Genomic DNA, 19,291 nt, shown 5'->3' on the forward strand with positions numbered 1-19,291 from the left:
TAGTGAAAACTTTTAAAACTTCAGTATGAAAATCTTTAATCACTCGTTTCGTAGTACTTCTCAACCAATTTATTGAGTAATCTTACGCCAAAGCCCACTGCTCCTCTTGGAGAAATATCAGTGCCTTTTTCGTGCCAAGCTGTACCTGCAATATCTAAATGTGCCCAGCAAGTATCATTTACAAAACGCTGTAAAAATTGTGCAGCCATTATGCTATCTCCACCAGAACCTGTAGGAGCTATGTTTTGCACATCAGCAATCGGCGAATCGATAATCTTATCGTAAGTTTCATTCATAGGAAAACGCCATAACTTCTCATTTGCTTCATTCCCTGCCTCAACGAGACGATTTGCTAATTCATCATTGTTGGAAAAAAGACCGGCATATTCGTTATTCCCAAGCGCAACTACTATAGCACCAGTTAAAGTTGCAAGATCAACCATAAATTTAGGTGCAAATCTGTCCTGCGTATACCACAAAGCGTCCGCAAGTACGAGCCTTCCTTCTGCATCAGTGTTTAACACTTCTATTGTCTGTCCAGACATTGAAGTTACTACATCGCTCGGCCTTTGAGCACTACCATCTACTGCATTTTCTGCAAGTGCAACCACACCGACTGCATTTATCTTCGCTTTTCGCCCAGCTAGAGTGCGCATCACTCCAACCACAGCAGCAGAGCCTGCCATATCATACTTCATTGACTCCATACCACGTGAAGGTTTGAGCGATACTCCACCAGTATCAAACGTTATACCCTTACCCACAAAAGCTATCGGTTTTTGTTCTTTAGAAGCTCCATTCCATCTTATTACTACCAATTTAGGCTCTTTACTACTTCCTTGTGCTACTCCAAGCAAAGCTCCCATTTTTTTCTTTTCCATCTGTTTTTTATCAAGCACTTCAATTTCAAGACCAAATTTAGTAAGTTCGCTTTTTATACAGTCAGCATAGGACTCTGGGTACAAAACGTTAGGTGGCTCAGTGATGAAAGTACGCGCAAGAAATATGCCTTCACCTTCTTGTCTTAAATGCTCAAATGATTTTTCAGCATTGTTTAACTGCTCATCTTTTGCTAGTACCATAATCTCTTCTACTTCTGTAATTTCTTCATCCTTCTTAGTTTTATACTTATCAAACTTAAAACTACGTAGGAATGCACCATATGCAATATTTTCTGCACTGCCTTCAATTGAAACTGTTGCTTGTTTTATCTTTAATCTGCCTAGCTCACAATATATTTTACCGCCAACACTTAATTCCTTATTTTCATTCCATTCATCTCTCTTACCAAGCCCAACAATTATAACATTCTTACCATCTGATAAAGCAACAGAAAAAAATTCACCAAAGCCTCCATTGAAGTGACTAAATTTCTTGATGCGATTTATAATCTGCTTGTCTTGCAGAACCCTGCCATTACTTATGAACTCACCATCTTCAAACAAACCTACCACTAGTGTTTCAAAATCAGGTAAAACTTTAGAAATTGTTATTTTCATCATTCATAGCTCCATACTTAATCAGGGTAATATTTAACAGAACGGCCGAAAAATACAAGTTTTATTTCTTACCAGAAAACTTATTACATCCGCTCAAGGTAATGTTAAACGTATAGGTTTTAATGGCCCGGTTGTTATAAGCAAATGGTGCTATCAGAAGGCTTGCAAGCCCACTGTCGATAAAACTTCCAAGAACAGAATCAGCACAGTTGTCGCAATTATGGTCAGCAAAAAACATTTGTGTTGCGAATTCTGGAAAATCTGGATGTTGAACCAAAAAGTTGACGTGTGGAGCCCTATCACCAATTTTACCAGGTGCTACTGTAATAAAATTATAATACCCAAGGTTATTCACTATAAACCTGCCTGACCCAGCAAAATTTGGATCAAGTTGGTTACCTTCCATATTCTCATCATAATGGTTCACGCCACATGAATTCGCGTGCCATATAGAAACTACAGCATTTTGTATTGGCAAACAGTTTACATCAGTAACCCTACCTACTATATTTATCAATTCCCCTGTTGCACTACTTAGAGAACCAGGCTTTCTTCTTAAATTATTTGAAGAGTTAAAAGTTTTTGGCCTCGCATCAAGATCATATACTCCCGGAGTTTCAATACAGTTGAGCAAAATAGGATCAGCTGCAAACAACGGTAAACTGAGTACAGCTTGTGCTAAAAAAGCTAATAAGATACTTCTTACATTCATTTTACTTACAATGCCTTCTTTTGGATTATAGCAATTTTTTCTCTTTTTTAAAAGATGTTATTATTCTACATCAAGAACAACCATGAGTTTATTAGGATTCACATAATCCAAAGCATCTTTTGCTTGTTAATCAAACAAATCTAAGCCTTTTTCATATAAGCCAAATACTTCATTACCCAACATCTCTTTCTTAAAAGAGATATCCTTTAGCAAAAGTTTATTGTACTCTATCTCTTCTTTTTTAATTTATTAATACCAATAAACCACGTCTACCTGTGACTGTACTGATGCCAAAATACAGTGTAAGAGAAGAAATGAGTAAAGCTACACTTAAATACAGTAACTTTTTCTTTTTTTGAGGCACACTTCTACACATAAGAAATTGAGAAACATATAACACGAAAAAGGTGAACAAAAAACTAAACCCCCTCCAGGACTCTTTTATGATACCTTTCCAAACCAAGCACTTACACTAGAAAGTACACTAACACCCATATGTAGTATTGCACTTTCCCCTTGCCTTAAGACAACTAACCTTAAGAGCCCTGGCGTGTTTTGCACCTTGGCTTTATTTCATTTACAATGTAAATCTTACCACCCCTTTTTACAACCTTACAATTTTTATCTCTGTTGCGGTGGGATTTCAATGACCCTTTGACTTTCATATCCATTTCAGCACTAAATAACTAATATTATAGTCATCTATAAAAAGTTAGTCAATTGATAAATTACCTACATCCTATTAAAATATTGTATAATTGTTGCTGATACTTCCTCGATTGACTTTTGTGTTACATCAATAATCGGCCAACTATTTTGTTTAAAGAGCTCCTCTGCTTTTTTAATTTCCTTTTCTACTTTCTTGGGATCAGCATATATATTATTATCTTCGTTATTAATTGAAGTAAGCCTATTTTTTCGTATTTCGACTAGCCTATTTACGTCTATTGTTAACCCTATTGTTAGTTTGCCTTTTAATTTTGCTAAGTCAAAGTAAAAGGGCATCTCACCGACAAAAGGAACATTTGCAACCTTATAGCCACGATAAGCTAAATACATACTAGTAGGAGATTTTGACGTGCGCGAAACTCCAATCAAGATTATGTCTGATTTATCAATATCTTGAATATTTTGTCCATCATCATGATTAATAGTGTAGTTTATCGCCTCGATGCGCTGAAAATATTCATTATTTATCTCAGTATGCAAGTCGAACTTTTCGTCTTTTTCAATCTCAAGATAGGATGAAATCTCTCTCATAATATGTGATAATATCGCTCTATAGGGAATTTTCAATTTTACACAGTTATCTTTTAGATATTTTCTTAGCTCATCATTAGTAATAGTACATATAACAAAGTTATGCTCATTACTTTTCTTATTGATTTCCTCCAAAATTTTATCAATTTGTCCTTCTTCTTTCACAAAAGACCAAACATATTCTACTGTTTCTACAGAACGAAAGTGCTTTAGAGCTGATTTTGCAACTGATATGACAGTTTCACCGCTTGAGTCCGATACTAAGTGTAGATTGAGCTTTTTAAGAGTCATATTTTATACAGCATCATGTTAAATAATAGTATAGATCTAAGCAAACTGCTACTAAAATTGCACGAACATATAAAAACAGAGAGTTGAACTAAAAACTGCTTGACAACTTTGCCAGTTCCCTTATTGTAACATTGAAGCTATTTATTTACCTTTAGTCTATGCAAATTAAATGATAAAAAACTCAATGTACTTAGTGCTTCATATTTAATTTTTTGCACTATATGCACCGTATGTCTTTATAACTTTTCAAGGTTTTTACTTAATATAAGTTGAGGTATGCTTGTTAAAGCATTCGACACAGTAAAAAATGTCAATTTAAAAATAGATAATGAATAACTAGCTAACAGTTTTTTTGCCTTTTTTTTGCTTAGTAAGTTTCTTAAATATTTGTAGCTGAAGCAACTTAGGAGCAAACCAAAATAGTATCATTTCAGTGTATGACATCGTAATACAGATCGGACACTAAGTTGGTAAACGTAAAAGTAGCTAATCTCATGTTAAAATACAATTTTTAACGGGATTGCGTGAAAGTTGATTGTGCTAATTTGCTGGCTCATATAAATATAGACACTATCCTGTTGATAAAGCTCAAACCAACTGATAAATTCTTAACACAATTATTCTTGAAGTAAATGTTTTTATTAAAGCCTAAAAATTTCTCTTACTTTGCTAAGAAAGCTTTGCCTTGGCTCGGGGTTATTTGTTCTGCATGTTTTTTAGCCGGAATGTTTTTAGCCTTATTCTTCTCTCCAGAGGATTATAAACAAGGAGAAATTGTACGTATTATGTATCTTCATGTGCCTTCCGCATGGTTTTCTCTCGGAACATATGGATTAATTGCACTACTCAGTTTCATTTCCTTAGTGTGGAGTAATAGCATTGCCAGCGTTTTGGCACACGCTGCTGCTCCTGTAGGGGTGGTCTTTTCTGCAATATGTTTAATCACAGGCAGCATCTGGGGAAAAGGAACCTGGGGTACTTGGTGGGTATGGGATGCAAGGCTCACTTCAATGTTGATTTTATTTTTTCTATACGTTGGATACCTTTCATTATGGAGTGCTTTTGACAATGAAGAAAGAGCTAAAAAATCAGCAGCAGTATTTGCCATCTTTAGTGCTATAAATATCCCTATAGTAAAATTCTCTGTGAATCTGTGGGCTACTCTCCATCAGCCAGCAAGCATTCTCAGAAAAGGTGGAATAGCAATAGAAGGTTCTTTACTGTTGCCATTAATTGCAATGTTTATATTTTGTACCACATTTTTTTTAGTAGTGTGGGCATTGTATTCACTTTACCTGATTAATTTGTATAAGATAAAGAGAGAGATTAGTGCGCGTTATTAAACCTACTACAAATGTACATATATATAACACTTTCCTTGTGTCATTACCTGACTCAGATGGCTTTACGTAAACACTTTTTTTATTGAAAAATTCAGAAAAATGTTATACTGCTGTTATAGTATTAGACTTCAGTAAAACTTATGGCAGATTCAGAATTTACATAGCACTCGACCCAAAAATCTCATATCACCTTACTAGACTAGCTGAAGTTACTAAGGAGACTGTTCAAGAGCTGGCAAAAAGGTAATCACAGAAGGAATAGAATGCAAAATAGAGGGAGATTACATTAGCCGATGTTATTAAGGAAGAGGATATAAATTAGAGCACAGTGCTATCTGAAAGAGCGAGAATATGAACTGAAATATAACATTATCTACTCAAAAAATTTTACTGAAATAGACTTTCTAAATCTTCCAAAAACAACAAGATCAAGAATTACAAAGGCGATAAATGATCGACTCATAACTGATCCAATTAAATTCGGCAAACTATTACGTAGTAGGTTAAAAGAGAATAGAAGATTATCAAAGGAATATAATTTACTTACAACATCTAATGAAAATTTAATATATCTGGTTATAGCTAGGATTATGATAAAGAGGTGCTTTCCTTAGTTCACTAATTTGTAGACAATCTCCAAGATACATAGATTTGATTTTTTTAGGATATTAGCATGATACAAATTTGAGAGTATATAAATACTGGCCTATTCAGTTTTAGGAAGAAAAAAGTAGAATTTTATCTAAATTCATATCGTTGCTTAGAATAGTAAAAACCATAAAGACTATCTGTTATTACACAATTACTTAAGAGAAAATTGTAAAAAAGCAAAAGAATACTCTGAACTAAAGTACAAATTAAATAAAACTTTCGTTGAAAATAGAGAGGCATACACAGAGGATAAAGCAGGTTTTATAAAAGCCCTATTGATTCAGGCAGAAAGATGGAAGAATTTGAAGGAATAATTATACGTAAGACTTTAAGCAATGAAAATGGTGTGAATCTGTTTTTGATCGAACACAAAAAAATCTTCGATATAAATAATAGTCCTTTATGCTATCAACAACACTAAACCCTTTCACTGAAACTTTGAAAAATGTAATCTACTTCTATATTCAAATATATCAAGCAGTAATTCAAAAGACTTACTCTCAGCAATTGCACTTTTTGTATTATTGTATGCAAGGTTGAGCAATTCTCTGTCCTTGTATAAATCAGCAAACTTAAATTCCATGCATCCTGATTGCTTTAGGCCTAGGATATCTCCACTGCCTCTTAGCATCATGTCCTTTTCAGCAATGTAAAATCCATCCTGTGACTCGCACATGATTTTTAATTTTGAAAATGAGCTTTTACTTATGTTATCATATAATAATACACAAAAAGATGGCTTATTTCCTCGCCCTACTCTGCCTCTTAACTGATGTAATTGCGATAGTCCAAATTGCTCTGCATTTTCTATAATCATAATGGTTGCGTCTGGTACATCTATACCAACCTCTATTACAGTAGTTGCAACAAGAAGAGGAAACTCATTCCTTTTGAAGGAAAACATAACTTGATCTTTCTGATCTTGAGTTAATTTTCCATGTATTATCCCAACTTTATTAAAAAATGTCTTTTGTAATTCCTGAAAGCGCATTTCTGCTGCAGCAATATTTAGCCCTTCATTCCTTCCTATATATGGACAAATCCAATACGCTTTTTCGCCTCTGTTTATAGCACTTTTTAGTTTTTCAATAACGTCTGCTAATTTTTCGATGTTCATAGCTACAGTTTTTATTGGTAGTCTGGATTTTGGTTTTTCTCTCAGAATTGAACATTCAATATCACCATATATAGCTTGTTGCAAAGTTCTTGGGATTGGAGTTGCCGTAACAAAAAGTATATCAGTATTTTCTCCTTTACCCACTAAGCAGTTTCTCTGTATCACTCCAAATCGCTGTTGTTCATCTATGACTGCAAGTCCTAAATTTTTAAATATAACATTAGCCTGAAATAGCGCATGAGTACCGATTATTATTTTTAAAATACCACTTGCAAGTTCGTTTGTAATAATCTTTCTTTCCTTACGTGTGGTTTTACCAGTAAGCAAAGCAATTTTTATATCGGTATAAGACAATGCCTCCTCGATCCAGTTATAGTGTTGCTCCGCCAAGATAGTAGTTGGTGCCATCAAAGCTGCTTGCATGTTGTTTTCTATCACATTTAGCATCGCAAAAAGTGCAACTACAGTCTTGCCACTACCAACATCACCTTGCAGTAAACTTACCATGCGGCATTTGGATTTTTGCCTCTCTGAGATTTCATCTATTGCACGAATTTGATCATTTGTTAATTGAAACGACAATTCATTTAAAACTTGTTCTTTATATTTGTTGGATATTGTAAATTCTCGTCTCCTTTTTCTTATATGATTTTCTCTTGCAAGCTTCAGCGCCATCTGGTATGCAAATAATTCATCATAAGCAAGCCTTCTCCTGCAAATTTCCGCTTCTGCCAACGAATTCGGTCTATGCAGCTTTATGATGCTTTCCTTCCAACTTAGCCATTTGTTTTGTTTAATTAATGTATCACCTATCCATTCTGGTAAGTCAGGCAATTCTTTTAGATTGAAGTTTATTATGTTCTTAATGCTCTTGTTAGTAATACCACGACATAATTGGTAAACTGGTTCTACGCGAGCTATTTCTTTAAACTGATTGGTGTCAAGCAACACATAATCTGGGTGGGTAACTTGCCAATGCTCAGCAAATTTTTCGAGTTTACCACTGATGATTACATTGGCTCCAATTGGAAATAATTTATATAAATACTTAATTGAGTAATTAAAAAAAACTATAAATATATACTGACTTTTACTTTCAACGACTATCTTATATGGCCTACCTCTAAAAGTAGGAGGCTGATGCTCACAGATTTTCGCGATAAAAGTTGTAAGTTCTCCAACTTGAGCGTCAAGTAGTGACTTACTTCTATCTACATAACTGAGTGGTCTATAAAACAGTAGGTCCACCACTTTGTTCCCACCACAAAGTTTAGATAGTATTCCAAAATGGAACTTAGATATGCCTTTCAGATTGCTGTTTAGAAAAGTCAGCACATCTGGTTGCTCGTTGAGATTCATACTGTGTAAAACTGTTTATTAATCTTCTTAAAGTCCTGTCACCCTATAGTCAAGCTATGCATTGTTCTCTGCCATAAAGTCTATACTAGATGGACCTATTAAATTATTAATAATTTTTATATATTATTGTACTATTATTAGTATATATTAAGATACTAATAATGAACAACCCTACGCCAGATGAAAAGGAAAATCCAGTAGTCACTCTAAAAGCTCAGACAGAAAAACTTGATTTCAATAAGTTAAGAGTTCCAAAAGGTAATAAAGGAGCAAATTCTGGTGCAACTATGTATGCCGATTTTCGAAGAATGAGATTTGCTATTAATGGCAAAAGTATAGACGTAATTTTAATTGCTACATTAATAAACGGAGCTAAGCAATGTAAATTTGGTAAAGTTTGAAATGACCATCGGAAGATAAAAAAGTTCCTGGCCATAAAAAAACTGATCAATACTTTGAAAGTTTTTACAATATATGTATAAAATATACTAACCTATTGCCAAAAGAAAATAAAAACAAGAGTTACCGTACGTTTGTAAAGGAAATTTTTAAGTAAATGTTTAAAGATGTTGGAGCAAAAGCGCCAAGCGATCATATTCTGGAGGAACTAATCACTAATTGTAATCAAGTAGGGTATGAATTTATATATGCGCCATTTATTTGTGAACTCTCTAATAAATATGGATTACATATGGATATTAATAGTAGTAATGTTAATAGAAGAGTACTGATTGATCGTGAAAAAAATTCAAATTCTGTAAGAGTTAAATGTAACGCTTCAACAATACCTATAGAAGTGCCAGGAGAAAAAAATAGGACAACATATAATATATCGTCCTCAGTAGGATTTACACTTGAATCTCAAGATGGGAAAGATAGTGTGACATAACAAAAAGATGGTAAATTATTTCCCACTGTTCCTAAGAGACTGAAGGATTATAATATAGATAATAAAAGCTTGCTTGATGTCACGAACGAATGTTTCCAGAATTTGTACAAAAAGCTTGGATTCTTTAAAAACAAAATAGAGCACGGGTTAGGCGATCCGCTAAAAGTGAACAGTTGTGTAAAAAACCCAGATTTAGATCCTTTTAACAATGAACGTGAGACTTTACCTTGATAATAATCAAAATATCTCAAACTCTATCAACTTGTTTGCACAGTCAATTACTTCAGAATTTGGAAATTGATTTTTAAACCAGGTGTACTGACGTTTTGCGTAATGCCTTGTGTTTGTTTGAGCGACTTGTATTGCCTCACTTAAAGTAATCTTACCTTTTAAGTACTTTATGATTTCTGGCACTCCGTGCGCTTTCATAGCTGGCAAGTGTGGAGCTAGGTTCATGTTAAGTAGTTTTTTTACTTCGTCAACTGCCCCACTTTCAATCATTGTAACAAAACGGGAATTTATTTTTCGGTATACATCCTCACGTTTAGGCAAAATCGTATATATCTTAAAACTACCGAATAAAGGGAGCTGCCTATTTTCTTGCCATACGAAAATTGACTTGCCAGTTGCAGTAATAACTTCAAGTGCCCTTGAAAGGCGATGTAAGTCATTTGTGGATATTTTACCTTGAATTTTTGAGTCTTTGCTTAGTACTAATTTGTAGAACTCCTCTTTACTTAGATTTTTCCTGAGTTCACTTACATTTTTTCTTATTTCCTCGCTTATTTTTGGTATTGACGATAAGCTATTGATTAAACTGCTGATATAAAGCCCACTTCCTCCAGTGATGATAGGCATTCGTGCATTTTCTAATGCGTGATCAACTTCCCCTTTTAGGTCTTCCAGCCATAAACCCACAGAATAATTTTCTTTTGCTGGAACATAACCATATAGTCTATAAAATTCTTCTTGCTTTGGTGGCTGAGCAGTAATTATGGGAATTTCTTTGTACACCTGCTTTGAATCACAGTTTACTATACTGATATTTCCATACTTTTTTATCAGGTTATCACATAATTCTGATTTACCTGAAGCTGTGATTCCTGTAATAATTATTATGTTATCTCTCATTCGTATTAATTTAATTAATGTATGATAGGGTGTAGTAAAAATTTGGATTCCACAATCTAAAATTTGGAGATTTTTATGGTAGAAAACAACGACGATAATTTATTTATTAAGCGTTTCGCAAACAGAACCTCTAGCAGTACAGGAGGAAGTTTTTCTAGTAAATATTCATCTCAAAATACCAAAGCACGTGCACTAGAAGAGAGAGGAAAAATTTCTCAGTTAGCAAGCAAAAAAACTGAACCGAAAGAAGCTTTTTCTGAGAGTGGTAGCATAAAAGGCAAAAGCAGAACTGTCAATGAAAGATCTTTTGCTGATGCAACAAGAAGAAGTAGGTCAGATCTCATATATTTGGTCCGCGGTAAAGACCGCGGAAGATCAGCATGGCACTATGTATTAGTTGATAAAGATAAGAGAGAAATGTTTCTTGCAAAAAGCAGAACTGGTTCTATGGATGTTGCAGACTATGGAGAGGTCTTATATTCAGGATGGGGAGAAGATCCATCACAAGAAATAGTTGATAAAATCAATGAAGAATTTGGGATTTAGCAAATCTGCGGTAAACTTATAATATTCACAACAACTAGAAAGTGCTGGTAAAGTTCAATATAAGTAGCTATTCAACTGCTTATGAAAAGGCCTATCTGATTACTATATTTAGCTTATGGTATCTGAAATAATAAATGCAATACAGAACAACTTGCTAGTGTGTTTTCCAACAGAGACAGTGTATGCTCTTGCTTGTAATGCACTAGATGATAGAGCTATCGAGAAAATATATCAGGTAAAGAAACGTTCTCAAGATAAGCCACTATCTATATTTGTTAGTGATGTTTGCAGTTTGGTAAAAATAGCAAGGCTAGAGGAAAAATATATTGATTTAATAAATCACTTTTCTCCTGGACCAATTACCTATATTTTACCGCTTAAAAATAACAACATGTTACCAAATAGATTTTTTAAAGGCAGTATAGGCATAAGAATACCTGATCATCCTATTACAATTTCAATATTAAATAGGTTGAAAATTCCAATAGTTGCAACTAGTATAAATGTTTCGGGAGAAAAAAGTGTGTGCAAGGCAAGCGATATACCTCGATCTATTAAGCAACATTTATCTGCAGTGATTGAAGATGATGAATTAGTTTCTGGTATAGAATCTACTATTACTGACTTAACTGGGAATAGGATTAAGGTTTTAAGAGAAGGTATAATTTCATTGCAAGTGGTAAATAATATGCTTTCTAACTGAGATTTATAGGAAAAAGAATGAAAAAATTAATAGGTCATAATCAAGCAAAAAGAAAACTAATGGATAACTTGTCTGTTCAATCTTGGCTAATCTGCGGTAAAAAAGGTATAGGAAAAGCAACCCTCGCAAAATTCTTTTCCAATTGGTTTCTTGTAAAAAACTGTGATGAAGTAGCATTGGACTTACACATTGTTGAAGGTGATACTATTGGAGTAGAAAGAGTGAGAGAGATGAAAAACTTTCTGCACTTAAGTTCTATTCAATCAGAATACAAGATAGCTATAATAGATAGCTTAGAAGCAATGACGAATAACGCTAGAAATGCAATATTAAAAGTATTAGAAGAACCGCCAAAAAACTCCAAGATATTTATAATTAGCCATAGGCCGTACAATATACAAACCACTATTCAATGCAGGTGCCTTCAGCTAAATTTACTATCATTAACTTACGATGAAACGAAGCAAGTTGTTTCATCTCAGTGTGAATTGGACGATAGCACATTTGATGAAGTCATTACTTTATTTCCTGGAATGCCAGGAATGATAATAAATGCAATAAGTAGTGATGCTTATGACTCATACAAATGCTTTTATAAATTCCTTCATAATTTAAAGAATCCTGATATGATCAATAAAGTAATTAATAGCGAAGTTGAACTGGAACTAGCATCATATATAATTCAGGCCTTCATTTTAGAAAGCATAAAGAGAGAGGCTAACAATATTGAAATCCTACTTAGCCAATGGAGAAAAATAGATGAACTTTTTTCTGCTGCTGGGCAATTTCACTTAGATAAAAAGCATGTTTTAGCTAACGCAGTTAATATCTTAGCATCAGTTTACAAAGTATAACGCTTTCAACATCAATTTGTGATAAAATTCTGCTAGCTTGACATTTGAAGTACGTGGTTTGACTGATAGTAAATTAACTGTGTGGCAATCGATAGAAGTTTTAACAAAAGCATATTAAGCATGCAGAAAGAACTAAACTTAATTAAAAATACAGCTCTAGATCAGAATGTAACCTTAGAGAAAGGGAAAGAGTTATCGAATGGTATTTATGAAGCAAATTTTTAGCTAAACAATGCAATCAATATAGCTACTTTGCCCAAAAATTGGCTATCACATGTTTAATGGTGAGTTAGTTGTACAGCAATCATATTACAAAAGAGGAGATAAAATTCCTAGAGATTTTCATTACCTTAAAGTCGTTAAATTAAATGACGGTGATTATAAATTAACGTTTTGTAATATTTCAGGTAATGAGCTTTTTTGAATATAAAAAATATGATCCACAATATTCTAGCGTTTTAGATGAATATAAGTTTGCGGATTTTGGTAATGTGAAAAAGACTTATGGTCTAAAACTTAAGGAATATGTTGGTCACGCACCTAAGTTTTTTACTGTGGAAGAAGCTGTTTAGCCCGAGTCTCAAACCATGCAATCAATTTGTTTGGGCTAGTTAAAGGTGGTAGAGGTAGAAAGGTGAGAACCACCGTTGATGAATTTGGTTATTTTAATGACCAAGATAAATTACATCATCAAATTATCACAAAAGTGTAGAAAGTAACACTTATAATTCTAAAAATTTCAGTGTAAAAATGATAAATATGGATATGAGTAAAATTGACAAATTCTATCCTATTGCGGAACAAGGTAATATAATCATTCATCTTGTTTTAGAAAATTTAAATATATTTTAAAATTTTTAGGATTTATTATTGTTATAATAATTCTAGGACCTTATATTATGGAAGATAAGCTGCTTGAATCAGTAAAAAATAAGAGTTATTTCAATAAAGCAATTGAATGGTACTGTTATAGATATCTGTTTTGTGTAGCAGAAAGATCTTGGATGGCGTTGATAGTATCATGTCTCCTAGTGTGCTTGTGTCTATTACTATTAAATATATACTTATTGTTCCCTATTAAAAAAGATTTAAACTTTGTGAAGTATATAAGTCACACAGAGGATGAGTTTTCTGTAATACGTAAGCTTAGTTTTAAAAAAGATGAAGATGAATACACTTCTGCAGCAAGGTACTTAATGAGTAAATATGTTGAAATGCATGAATCTAATAAAGTTGTCGAGCCAGGGTACCAGAAAAATTTCATAAAAAATAACTCTACACATAAAATCTATCAAGGTTTTCAGGAGAAAATGAACGATGAGGCTGGTGATTTGCCTTCATCTAAAAGAAAAATTTCCAACATAAATGTAGTAAAACTGTCCATTGACCGATCAATCAAGGATCTAGTCACATTTGTTGGAAATGCTACTGTGATTTCTACAATTGAGCAAAATAAGGAAATGAAGGATCAGACTATTGAGATTAGCTTTACTTTATCAAATATAAAAGCAACTCTAGCTGGTATAATACCATTTAAATTTATTGTTAATGGTTATGAATATAAGTAATCGCGTTAAAGTAGTGCCCATTTAGTGGAGTTTAAAATGGGTGCGAAGCTTTTTCTATGATGTTCTGTAACACCATAGAGGTTTATGGCATCTATATGCCCTTTTGTTCCATATCCTTTATTCTTATACCAGTTATATTCTGGATATTGATTATGCAATTCTTGCATTAGTTGATCTCTTGTAACCTTTGCAACGATTGAAGCTGCTGCAACTGATACGCTCAAACTATCGCCTTTTACTATGGACTTTACTTGCCATTTTACTTTAGGTGGCTGATTACCATCAACTAGCACATAATCTAACTCTATACCTAAGTTTACCAATGCACGTTCCATTGAAAGTTTCGTTGCTTGCAAAATGTTATACGAATTTATTTCTGCTACGCTTGCTATTCCTATACCAAATTTTGCAACGGATATTATTTTTTCATATAGAACTTGCCTATTTCTAGCAGTCAATTTTTTCGAGTCGTTAATTCCTTCAATGATTGTATCTCTATTAGTAAACACTACAGCCGCAGATATTACTGGACCAGCTAGTGGACCCCTTCCAACTTCGTCTACTCCTGCTATCACTCCTGATAATTTATTTTCTAATGTAAAATCTGGATATGCCATAAGTTTCTACAACAAGAAAGCAACAGTAAAAACTGAACAGATAACAGTAATTATCAAAAATTTTATAACTATTTCGTTTTCTGACCATCCCTTCTCTTCAAAATGGTGGTGTATTGGTGTCATAAGAAAAATCCTTTTTCCTTTTCCATGCTTAAATCTTGTATATTTGAAGTACGATACCTGAATAACAACAGATAAAGTCTCTATCACAAAGATCACCCCAATAACAGCAAAAAGCACTTCTCTTTTAATTAGAACACTGGTTAATCCTAGAGCTGCACCAATCGATAAACTACCAATGTCACCCATAAATATCTTTGCTTGATGTGTGTTAAACCACAAGAAACTTAAAGTCGCTCCTATAAACGTGATGCAGAATAGGATAACACTTATATCTGCTTGAGTCATGTATGCAACTAATCCCAAAGAAACAAAAGAAGCGATGATTTGAGTTGCTGCAAGGCCATCTAGGCCATCTGTAAGATTCACAGCGTTAGAAGAGCCGACCACTATAAATGCAGCAAATGGAACATATAGGTAGCCAAAGTCGATCATTATTCCTTTAAATAGGAAAGTTTTTGTAAAATCTTCAGTAAAGCATAACTTAAATACAGACATGCCAACCAGGGCAACAATAAATTGGATAAGTATTTTAGTTTTCGCGCTTAACCCTTGATAGCTATTCGCTTTTAACTTTAAATAATCATCAATGAACCCAATTAGAGCGAAGGATAGAGTTATAGATACTAGCAATAGAATCTCTGGCGTTGACTGAACCCAAAATAAAATTGGTAATAAAGAAGAAGTCAGTATTATTACCCCACCCATGGTAGGGGTATTTCTTTTTGTAATTAAATGACTTTCTGGACTGCATAACCTGATGGGTTGTCCATTTTTGCTAATTTTTTTTAGAAACTTTATAAAATAAGGAGAAAGAACAAACCCCAAAATAAACGAGGTGAAAAATATTTTTGTGGGTAAGTTCATCTACCTATTTAAATTAACTGATTGAATACTACATCTGATACTCATAAATATATCATAGCACAGAGATATTGGTAGTCATTCTACCAATATCTCTCTCTTTCCTAAGTAATTTGGAGCGCTAATAATACCTTCTTTTTCCATTCTTTCAACAATATTTGCAGCTCTGTTGTAGCCTATTCTAAGCTGTCGTTGAATGTAACTAGTTGAAACTTTTTGATCCCTTTGAATAATAGCCACTGCTTGCTTGTATAGATCATTCTCTTCATCCTCTGTTTCACCTTTTAGTTCCGCAGAGGAATTTTCATCTTCTTTGGTGATTTCCTCCATGTAGTTTGGTTCACCTTGCATTTTCAGATGATCAACTATATTTTGCACTTCTTCATCACTCACAAATGGGCCATGAACTCGAATAATCTTACCACCAGAAGCCATATAAAGCATATCACCCATACCGAGCAACTGTTCAGCCCCTTGTTCACCAAGTATTGTTCTGCTATCTATTTTAGAAGTGACAGCAAAACTGATTCTCGTTGGAAAATTTGCTTTTATCACGCCTGTTATCACATCTACAGACGGACGTTGTGTTGCCATTATAATGTGTATTCCTGCAGCACGAGCCATCTGAGCTAAACGTTGAATAGAACACTCTATTTCCTTACCAGCAACAAGCATCAAGTCTGCCATTTCATCTACAATTACTACAATATACGAAAATGTTTCCATCTTTATTGGCATCTTTTCAAATAAGGGTCTACCTGTTGTTGAGTTAAACCCAATCTGTACAACACGCTCCAATTCTATCCCGCTATTCATCGCTTCCGTGATTTTTTGGTTATAGTTTATTACATTGCGTACATTCAAATACGACATCATGCGATAGCGATTTTCCATCTCTTTTACTATCCACTTAAGAGCAATAACAGCCTTTTTTGGCTCTGTCACTACTGGCGTCATTAGGTGTGGTATTGCATCATATATTGAAAGCTCAAGCATCTTTGGGTCGATCATTATCATCTTACATGCGTCAGGACTTAATCGATAAATGAGTGAAAGAATCATAGTGTTAATTGCAACTGATTTACCAGATCCTGTGGTTCCAGCAACAAGCAAGTGAGGCATTTTAGCCAGATCAGCAATAACTGGTTTTCCACTTATTTCTTTACCAAGCGCAATTGGAAGGTTTAAATTTGCATTTTGATATTCTAATGATTCAAGTAAGTCACGCAGCATGACGATTTCTCGTTCCTTGTTTGGTAATTCTATTCCTATAGCGTTTTGTCCACGAATTATTGAAATACGTGCAGATAATGCACTCATTGAACGTGCAATATCGTCTGCAAGGCCAATTACTCTTGCAGATTTTGTGCCAGCTTGTGGTTCAAGTTTGTATAAAGTTACAACTGGCCCATAACATACACTAATAATTTTTCCTTGCACACCGAAATCACTAAGGACCTGCTCCAGCAGAGATAAATTCTCATTGCTCTCCATTTCATTCAGCTGCTTTCTCTGCAAAGATTCCTCTGCTTTAGAAAGTAAGTGAATGCTTGGAAACTCAAACTTGCTGGAAGATTCAAAGATCTCTCCAATAACTTTTTTCTGCCTTTCTTTTGGTTGCTGTCTAGTAGTAATTTGAGCTCTGTGTTTTTCTTCCACTACTAATAATGGTACAGTCGGATACTCAGCGGCTTTATATAACCTAAAAAACAGAACCTTTGCTAAAAGAGAAGCTACTTTTTTATATAAGAGGAATAGCGAGTAAATTGTTCTCTTCCAACCAATTAGCCCTACAATACCTGTTGACGTTGCTATTATGAATATGTAAAAAGGGCAGTTATTAATTAGTATATTTCCTATTATTCCACTGTGCATATACCTTGCAGTGATACCTAGTGAAAGTTGTGGTAACATAGCACATATTCCTAAGTTGATTAATATTGAGTAGAGAATTTTCAGCAGCCTTTTTGATGGTCTGAAGATCAAAAAACAAATTATAGTAGTGGCTACTGTAATACTAGTTAATCCAAGAAATTGAACTAATATATCAGCTAAATATGAACCTACTATCCCACCTAAATTCGTCACTTCTTTATCTGTGACTGTGTTTAAGGATAAATCTTTATAGCTATAGCTAAAAACTGATATATATATATATATTAAAAGTGATAGGTATATTACTGCTTTTAGATATTTTTTTAGCATCTACTTAAAGTAGTAAGTCATTATATATTTTACAAAGTGAATTGCTATTAGCAATACCATTATAGATAAATCCAACCCGTTGAGTGGTCGTACATACTTTCTGATAACTTTTAGCGGTGGATAGGTGAGCCGGTTCAAAGTGTGCATTACGTTGCTTACAACCTCGTTATACATATTTACCACATTAAGCTTGATCAGCCAATCCAGAATAATCCAACATATTAGAATGAAGCTATAAAGATCAAGTAACATGTTGAGTAAATATATGATTGGATGCATGCGTGTCTATTACATGGAAATTATATAAAAGATAAGTATTTAGGAGTTTTAAATCAATCCCCTTCTCAAATTCAAAATATTTTTTATCATAAGTTAAAAAATGTGCCGGGAAAGTGACTGCATAGAAATATATTTAAAGCTTTGGCAGTAAGTCAAACAATCCTACCCGCTTATTTTTTATTTACATAGTATACTTTCAAACATCCCACAAATCACTACTTGTCACGCAGTTGGTCTATGGATATAATACTGCCATTTGATGAGTTTTCAGTACATTTTTCACTTTTATATTCTTTGTCAAAATCGACATTGATTTTGTCAAATATGAAAACATCTCCTAAAATTTTATCATGAAATTCACTAATAGCAAAAAATGGCACGGTGATTTGCTCTTGTTTTCCACGAAAACTTAAACTAACGCTAAATTTATCCTCAAAAACTTCCAAACCATAAAATTGATGCTGTAATATAATAAGCATTTGAGTAGGGTATGACTTTCTTAAGTAATCTGATATGACAACATCATTAAAATACGTGAAAAATAATATTTCTAAGTTAGGAGTGAAGCTATTACCTGATATAACACCTAAAGCCTTTTTGATAACTTGAAACTTGGCAGAATTGAGTAATTTCTTGTAACCTATCTTATCCATACAAGTTTTAAACACGTAAATTCTGGGGGAACTTCTGTTACCCGGCGTTCCCTAAGCCGTGCTTGTAGCAATGAAGTTATAGTGCTTAAATTAAGCAGCTACCGCAACATCGCCTTCAGCAGCAAAATTATCGTTTGCGTTTAAATTATGAACTCTTAGCGGTGGTGTCTAACCGAGCAAAGTTACCATCTTTACTATGCATGTCGATCCTTATTCGCCCCCATGTAAATTAAAAACATGGTGGAGGCGCCGAGTACTGCCCTCGGGTCCAATACACCTATTACAAGGTAATTTTATTGCCATAGTGTATAAAATGCACATAGTTATTGTATAGTAATATTTAATAAACGTCAAGATATTTTACTTTAAGTTAATCGATAGCTAAAATAAAATTAAGATTTCCAGAAAAAGAATTACTTCTCCTGCTTATTGATGTGATCATAACTGCAGTAGAGATATTCAGATAGCTAGAAATCTATGTCCGCAGATTTTTCATCCACACCTAAAGTAACTTAGATCTACCAATGATTCTATAAACCGTTGCCCCGCTACTTGTGAGCGGAATCTATGCTAAGCCACGCCAATGTTCACACAGTCATAAAACAGTATGCCCGTCTTCGTTAGCTATAT

Annotated in this window: 21 protein-coding genes, 1 other RNA gene and 2 pseudogenes; 12 read left to right on the forward strand and 12 right to left on the reverse strand. The window is 33.8% G+C overall.

Features of this window, described 5'->3' with window-relative positions:
• Positions 1 to 35 precede the first annotated feature (35 nt).
• The 4 genes from CCY16_RS04805 to CCY16_RS04825 all read right to left on the reverse strand — a co-directional run bounded on the left by CCY16_RS04805 (position 36) and on the right by CCY16_RS04825 (position 3,762).
• Positions 36 to 1,499, reverse strand: coding sequence for a leucyl aminopeptidase (locus CCY16_RS04805; RefSeq protein ID WP_088415366.1), 1,464 nt, complete (start codon positions 1,497 to 1,499; stop codon positions 36 to 38).
• Between the two features lie 61 nt (positions 1,500 to 1,560).
• Positions 1,561 to 2,211 carry a protocatechuate 3,4-dioxygenase gene (locus CCY16_RS04810; RefSeq protein WP_088415368.1) on the reverse strand — a complete coding sequence of 217 codons (651 nt, stop codon included), beginning with the start codon at positions 2,209 to 2,211 and terminating at the stop codon, positions 1,561 to 1,563.
• Positions 2,212 to 2,747: 536 nt separating this feature from the next.
• Positions 2,748 to 2,876: a ribosomal protein bL36 gene (locus CCY16_RS04820; protein ID WP_088415418.1), complete on the reverse strand. Its 129-nt coding sequence runs from the start codon at positions 2,874 to 2,876 to the stop codon at positions 2,748 to 2,750.
• Between the two features lie 67 nt (positions 2,877 to 2,943).
• A complete protein-coding gene (locus CCY16_RS04825) occupies positions 2,944 to 3,762 on the reverse strand; it encodes a pyruvate, water dikinase regulatory protein (RefSeq protein ID WP_088415370.1) in 819 nt (272 codons plus the stop codon).
• Positions 3,763 to 4,394: 632 nt separating this feature from the next.
• Here CCY16_RS04825 and ccmC point away from each other — a divergent pair.
• The 4 genes and pseudogenes from ccmC (at position 4,395) to CCY16_RS06765 (ending at position 6,177) form a co-directional block, all read left to right on the forward strand.
• A complete protein-coding gene (gene ccmC / locus CCY16_RS04830; protein WP_088415372.1) occupies positions 4,395 to 5,105 on the forward strand; it encodes a heme ABC transporter permease CcmC in 711 nt (236 codons plus the stop codon).
• Between the two features lie 503 nt (positions 5,106 to 5,608).
• A pseudogene (locus CCY16_RS06550) lies at positions 5,609 to 5,719 on the forward strand (IS5-like element ISWpi1 family transposase); the annotation flags it as partial.
• A 165-nt stretch (positions 5,720 to 5,884) separates the two neighbouring features.
• Positions 5,885 to 6,070 (forward strand): annotated as a pseudogene (locus CCY16_RS06970) (GrpB family protein); the annotation flags it as partial.
• Positions 6,049 to 6,177, forward strand: a complete 129-nt coding sequence (locus CCY16_RS06765) for a hypothetical protein (RefSeq protein WP_281250525.1) — start codon at positions 6,049 to 6,051, stop codon at positions 6,175 to 6,177. The pseudogene CCY16_RS06970 and the gene CCY16_RS06765, both read left to right, overlap by 22 nt.
• A gap of 6 nt (positions 6,178 to 6,183) precedes the next feature.
• On the opposite strand, the gene CCY16_RS04850 is transcribed toward CCY16_RS06765, so the two are convergent.
• Positions 6,184 to 8,232: an ATP-dependent DNA helicase RecG gene (locus CCY16_RS04850; RefSeq protein WP_088415374.1), complete on the reverse strand. Its 2,049-nt coding sequence runs from the start codon at positions 8,230 to 8,232 to the stop codon at positions 6,184 to 6,186.
• A gap of 161 nt (positions 8,233 to 8,393) precedes the next feature.
• Here CCY16_RS04850 and CCY16_RS04855 point away from each other — a divergent pair, with 161 nt between their 5' ends.
• Together CCY16_RS04855 and CCY16_RS04860 are read left to right on the forward strand one after the other, a co-directional pair.
• On the forward strand, positions 8,394 to 8,633 hold the full coding sequence (locus CCY16_RS04855) for a hypothetical protein (protein ID WP_088415376.1): 240 nt from the start codon (positions 8,394 to 8,396) through the stop codon (positions 8,631 to 8,633).
• Between the two features lie 155 nt (positions 8,634 to 8,788).
• On the forward strand, positions 8,789 to 9,121 hold the full coding sequence (locus CCY16_RS04860; protein ID WP_088415378.1) for a hypothetical protein: 333 nt from the start codon (positions 8,789 to 8,791) through the stop codon (positions 9,119 to 9,121).
• Between the two features lie 237 nt (positions 9,122 to 9,358).
• Here the strand turns inward: CCY16_RS04860 and miaA are convergent, their stop codons facing one another.
• Entirely contained in the window at positions 9,359 to 10,252 is an 894-nt protein-coding gene (gene miaA, locus CCY16_RS04865) for a tRNA (adenosine(37)-N6)-dimethylallyltransferase MiaA (protein ID WP_088415380.1), read from the reverse strand.
• Positions 10,253 to 10,327: 75 nt separating this feature from the next.
• On the opposite strand from miaA, the gene CCY16_RS04870 reads away from it, so the two are divergent.
• From CCY16_RS04870 to CCY16_RS04890, 6 genes are all read left to right on the forward strand, one after another.
• Positions 10,328 to 10,798, forward strand: coding sequence for a hypothetical protein (locus tag CCY16_RS04870; RefSeq protein WP_088415382.1), 471 nt, complete (start codon positions 10,328 to 10,330; stop codon positions 10,796 to 10,798).
• Between the two features lie 115 nt (positions 10,799 to 10,913).
• Complete coding sequence (locus tag CCY16_RS04875) at positions 10,914 to 11,501, forward strand: L-threonylcarbamoyladenylate synthase (RefSeq protein ID WP_088415384.1); 588 nt, start codon at positions 10,914 to 10,916, stop codon at positions 11,499 to 11,501.
• 17 nt (positions 11,502 to 11,518) lie between these two features.
• Positions 11,519 to 12,355 carry a DNA polymerase III subunit delta' gene (locus CCY16_RS04880; RefSeq protein WP_088415386.1) on the forward strand — a complete coding sequence of 279 codons (837 nt, stop codon included), beginning with the start codon at positions 11,519 to 11,521 and terminating at the stop codon, positions 12,353 to 12,355.
• An 81-nt stretch (positions 12,356 to 12,436) separates the two neighbouring features.
• Entirely contained in the window at positions 12,437 to 12,580 is a 144-nt protein-coding gene (locus tag CCY16_RS06555; RefSeq protein ID WP_245800815.1) for a hypothetical protein, read from the forward strand.
• 185 nt (positions 12,581 to 12,765) lie between these two features.
• Entirely contained in the window at positions 12,766 to 12,927 is a 162-nt protein-coding gene (locus tag CCY16_RS06560; protein WP_245800816.1) for a hypothetical protein, read from the forward strand.
• Between the two features lie 327 nt (positions 12,928 to 13,254).
• Complete coding sequence (locus CCY16_RS04890) at positions 13,255 to 13,923, forward strand: conjugal transfer protein TraJ (RefSeq protein ID WP_088415388.1); 669 nt, start codon at positions 13,255 to 13,257, stop codon at positions 13,921 to 13,923.
• Between the two features lie 5 nt (positions 13,924 to 13,928).
• Here the strand turns inward: CCY16_RS04890 and CCY16_RS04895 are convergent, their stop codons facing one another.
• The 6 genes from CCY16_RS04895 to ssrA all read right to left on the reverse strand — a co-directional run bounded on the left by CCY16_RS04895 (position 13,929) and on the right by ssrA (position 19,019).
• On the reverse strand, positions 13,929 to 14,540 hold the full coding sequence (locus CCY16_RS04895; RefSeq protein WP_088415390.1) for a ribonuclease HII: 612 nt from the start codon (positions 14,538 to 14,540) through the stop codon (positions 13,929 to 13,931).
• A 6-nt stretch (positions 14,541 to 14,546) separates the two neighbouring features.
• A complete protein-coding gene (mraY, locus tag CCY16_RS04900; protein ID WP_088415392.1) occupies positions 14,547 to 15,527 on the reverse strand; it encodes a phospho-N-acetylmuramoyl-pentapeptide-transferase in 981 nt (326 codons plus the stop codon).
• Positions 15,528 to 15,602: 75 nt separating this feature from the next.
• Positions 15,603 to 17,729, reverse strand: coding sequence for an FtsK/SpoIIIE family DNA translocase (locus CCY16_RS04905; protein WP_088415394.1), 2,127 nt, complete (start codon positions 17,727 to 17,729; stop codon positions 15,603 to 15,605).
• Positions 17,730 to 18,008 (reverse strand): YggT family protein, encoded by a 279-nt coding sequence (locus CCY16_RS04910; protein WP_088415396.1) that lies wholly within the window; start codon positions 18,006 to 18,008, stop codon positions 17,730 to 17,732.
• A 215-nt stretch (positions 18,009 to 18,223) separates the two neighbouring features.
• On the reverse strand, positions 18,224 to 18,661 hold the full coding sequence (locus CCY16_RS04915) for a ClpXP protease specificity-enhancing factor SspB (RefSeq protein WP_088415398.1): 438 nt from the start codon (positions 18,659 to 18,661) through the stop codon (positions 18,224 to 18,226).
• A 23-nt stretch (positions 18,662 to 18,684) separates the two neighbouring features.
• Positions 18,685 to 19,019: a transfer-messenger RNA gene (ssrA, locus tag CCY16_RS04920) on the reverse strand.
• Between the last annotated feature and the right edge of the window lie 272 nt (positions 19,020 to 19,291).

The organism is Wolbachia endosymbiont of Wuchereria bancrofti (assembly GCF_002204235.2).
Lineage (GTDB): Bacteria > Pseudomonadota > Alphaproteobacteria > Rickettsiales > Anaplasmataceae > Wolbachia.

Excerpts from the sequence above, each read along its gene's own strand:
- CCY16_RS04860 (WP_088415378.1), top strand. The coding sequence starts at position 8,789 with ATGTTTAAAGATGTTGGAGCAAAAGCGCCAAGCGATCATATTCTGGAG.
- CCY16_RS04895 (WP_088415390.1), bottom strand. The coding sequence starts at position 14,540 with ATGGCATATCCAGATTTTACATTAGAAAATAAATTATCAGGAGTGATA.
- miaA (WP_088415380.1), bottom strand. The coding sequence starts at position 10,252 with ATGAGAGATAACATAATAATTATTACAGGAATCACAGCTTCAGGTAAA.
- CCY16_RS06560 (WP_245800816.1), top strand. The coding sequence starts at position 12,766 with ATGAGCTTTTTTGAATATAAAAAATATGATCCACAATATTCTAGCGTT.
- CCY16_RS06765 (WP_281250525.1), top strand. The coding sequence starts at position 6,049 with ATGGAAGAATTTGAAGGAATAATTATACGTAAGACTTTAAGCAATGAA.
- CCY16_RS04810 (WP_088415368.1), bottom strand. The coding sequence starts at position 2,211 with ATGAATGTAAGAAGTATCTTATTAGCTTTTTTAGCACAAGCTGTACTC.
- CCY16_RS04915 (WP_088415398.1), bottom strand. The coding sequence starts at position 18,661 with ATGGATAAGATAGGTTACAAGAAATTACTCAATTCTGCCAAGTTTCAA.
- CCY16_RS04890 (WP_088415388.1), top strand. The coding sequence starts at position 13,255 with ATGGAAGATAAGCTGCTTGAATCAGTAAAAAATAAGAGTTATTTCAAT.
- CCY16_RS04855 (WP_088415376.1), top strand. The coding sequence starts at position 8,394 with ATGAACAACCCTACGCCAGATGAAAAGGAAAATCCAGTAGTCACTCTA.
- mraY (WP_088415392.1), bottom strand. The coding sequence starts at position 15,527 with ATGAACTTACCCACAAAAATATTTTTCACCTCGTTTATTTTGGGGTTT.
- CCY16_RS04825 (WP_088415370.1), bottom strand. The coding sequence starts at position 3,762 with ATGACTCTTAAAAAGCTCAATCTACACTTAGTATCGGACTCAAGCGGT.
- CCY16_RS04880 (WP_088415386.1), top strand. The coding sequence starts at position 11,519 with ATGAAAAAATTAATAGGTCATAATCAAGCAAAAAGAAAACTAATGGAT.
- CCY16_RS04850 (WP_088415374.1), bottom strand. The coding sequence starts at position 8,232 with ATGAATCTCAACGAGCAACCAGATGTGCTGACTTTTCTAAACAGCAAT.
- CCY16_RS04875 (WP_088415384.1), top strand. The coding sequence starts at position 10,914 with ATGGTATCTGAAATAATAAATGCAATACAGAACAACTTGCTAGTGTGT.
- CCY16_RS04910 (WP_088415396.1), bottom strand. The coding sequence starts at position 18,008 with ATGCATCCAATCATATATTTACTCAACATGTTACTTGATCTTTATAGC.
- CCY16_RS04905 (WP_088415394.1), bottom strand. The coding sequence starts at position 17,729 with ATGCTAAAAAAATATCTAAAAGCAGTAATATACCTATCACTTTTAATA.
- ccmC (WP_088415372.1), top strand. The coding sequence starts at position 4,395 with ATGTTTTTATTAAAGCCTAAAAATTTCTCTTACTTTGCTAAGAAAGCT.
- CCY16_RS04805 (WP_088415366.1), bottom strand. The coding sequence starts at position 1,499 with ATGAAAATAACAATTTCTAAAGTTTTACCTGATTTTGAAACACTAGTG.
- CCY16_RS04820 (WP_088415418.1), bottom strand. The coding sequence starts at position 2,876 with ATGAAAGTCAAAGGGTCATTGAAATCCCACCGCAACAGAGATAAAAAT.
- CCY16_RS04870 (WP_088415382.1), top strand. The coding sequence starts at position 10,328 with ATGGTAGAAAACAACGACGATAATTTATTTATTAAGCGTTTCGCAAAC.